Raw genomic sequence first — 2,205 nt, 5'->3', positions numbered from 1 at the left:
GACATGTCCATCTCACGCCGCCTGCGCGGTTGTGCACCATGCCAGAGAACGAGAACTTTTCGCGCCCGATGCCGTCTCAGCCGCCCACGCGCACCCGTGATGTGATCCAGGTCAGCGAACTGAATCACGCCATTGCGGGGGTGCTCGAGCGAAGTTTTCCGCTCGCATGGGTAAGGGGAGAAATCTCGAATTTCACGCGCGCGGCAAGCGGGCACTGGTATTTCTCGCTCAAGGACGCGCGCGCGCAGATTCGCTGTGTGATGTTCCGTGGGCGAAACCAGTACGTGGATTTCGCACCGCGTGAAGGGGAGGCCATCGAGGTACGTGCCGTAGTGTCGATGTACGAGGCGCGGGGCGAACTGCAGCTTGGCGTCGAAGCCATGCGCCGGGCAGGCCTTGGCAATCTGTACGAGGCCTTCCTGCGGCTCAAGGAGAAGCTTTCGCAGGCAGGTCTGTTCGATACCGAACGCAAGCGCGCGATTCCGAGCCACCCACGTTCGATTGGCGTGGTCACTTCGCTGCAGGCTGCAGCCATGCGCGATGTACTGACCACGCTGCAGCGCCGCGCGCCCCACGTGCCAGTCATCGTCTACCCGGCACCCGTGCAGGGCGCGGGTGCGGCCGAGAAAATCGCGGCGATGCTCGATGTGGCCAGTACGCGGCGCGAGTGCGACGTGCTGATCCTGTGCCGCGGTGGTGGCAGCATCGAAGACCTCTGGTCGTTCAACGAGGAAGTAGTGGCGCACGCGATCGCGCGCTGTGCGGTGCCCGTGGTGTCGGGTGTCGGCCATGAAACCGATTTCACGATTGCCGACTTCGTCGCGGACGTGCGCGCGCCGACGCCCACAGGCGCCGCTGAACTTGTCAGCCCGGACCGCGCGCACCTGCTGCAGGCCACGCGCCGCGCACGAGACGCGCTGGCGCAGTCGATGGACCGCCAACTGGAACGCCGTGCCCAGCACCTGGAATGGCTTTCGCGCCGTTTGCGCAGCCCACAGGCGCAATTGCAGGAACGCCGCGCCCAGGTCGACAATCTGGCGCGGCATATGCGCGCGGCACTGCGCGATACGGTATCGGTGCAGCGCCACCGGCTAGACGTGCTGGCGATGCGCTGGCGCGCCTGCCGGCCCGACATCGGCGCGGCGCATGCGGAGCTTGGCCGCCTGGCAGCACGCCTGGACGCCGCGGCGGCAAGGCGTCACGAGCGCGAGTCGGCGCATCTTGCGCGCATGGCCGGAGCGCTGGAACTGCTGGCACCACAGCGCACGCTCGAACGCGGCTATGCGGTGTTGCTCGACAATCGAGGCCGGGCATTACGGTCGCCCGGCGATTTGCGTGCGGGCAGCGTGGTTGAGGCCCATCTGGCGGAGGGCGTGGCCGACATCGAGATCGCCGGAGTGCAGGCCAAGCTAGGTACTTTCTGATAGTCGATCCGGCCGCCCCCAGGGAAACTAACATGACACCAGGGGGCTTTCCGCCGGCGTTTGCGCGGGTCTGGCAAGTCACCTACAATCGGCAGTTCTCCCCACCCACAAACCGCAGAGACAGAACAATGGAACACACGCTCCCTCCTCTTCCGTACGCGCATGATGCCCTCGCTCCGCACATCTCCAAGGAGACCCTGGAGTTCCATCATGACAAACACCACCAGACTTACGTCACGAACCTGAACAACCTGATCAAGGGCACCGAGTTCGAGAGCGCTACGCTGGAAGCAATCGTCAAGAAGTCGTCCGGTGGCATCTTCAACAACGCCGCCCAGGTTTGGAACCACACGTTCTACTGGGAATCGATGAAGCCGAACGGCGGTGGCCAGCCGACCGGCGCCCTGGCTGACGCGATCAACGCCAAGTGGGGTTCGTTCGACAAGTTCAAGGAAGAATTCACGAAGGTGGCCGTTGGCACGTTCGGTTCGGGCTGGGCCTGGCTGGTCAAGAAGGCCGACGGCTCGCTGGACCTGGTGTCGACCTCGAACGCAGCCACCCCGCTGACCACCGACGCGAAGCCGCTGCTGACCTGCGACGTGTGGGAACACGCCTACTACATCGACTACCGCAATGCCCGTCCGAAGTACGTCGAGGCATTCTGGAACGTGGTGAACTGGGACTTCGCGTCGAAGAACTTCGCCTGAGTGTCTGAGCGAAATCCAGCTGAACGCTGGTAGTGAGAAGCCCCGCCCGTGCGGGTAATGCCGTTCAGTTAAGG

2 protein-coding genes are annotated in these 2,205 nt (G+C 64.2%); both read left to right on the top strand.

What is annotated here, in order from left to right:
• The first annotated feature begins 38 nt into the window (after positions 1-38).
• A complete protein-coding gene (gene xseA, locus B552_RS0126910) occupies positions 39-1,424 on the top strand; it encodes an exodeoxyribonuclease VII large subunit (protein WP_019452163.1) in 1,386 nt (461 codons plus the stop codon).
• Positions 1,425-1,552: 128 nt separating this feature from the next.
• Positions 1,553-2,131, top strand: a complete 579-nt coding sequence (gene sodB, locus B552_RS0126905; RefSeq protein WP_019452162.1) for a superoxide dismutase [Fe] — start codon at positions 1,553-1,555, stop codon at positions 2,129-2,131.
• The last annotated feature ends 74 nt before the right edge of the window (positions 2,132-2,205 follow it).

Source organism: Cupriavidus sp. BIS7 (genome assembly GCF_000292345.1).
Lineage (GTDB): Bacteria > Pseudomonadota > Gammaproteobacteria > Burkholderiales > Burkholderiaceae > Cupriavidus.
Note: the sequence above shows the minus strand (reverse complement) of the source record. Positions and strands in the feature narration are given on the sequence as shown.

What these genes read in the sequence shown, in the direction of transcription:
- sodB (WP_019452162.1), top strand. Translation starts at nt 1,553, where the DNA reads ATGGAACACACGCTCCCTCCTCTTCCGTACGCGCATGATGCCCTCGCT.
- xseA (WP_019452163.1), top strand. Translation starts at nt 39, where the DNA reads ATGCCAGAGAACGAGAACTTTTCGCGCCCGATGCCGTCTCAGCCGCCC.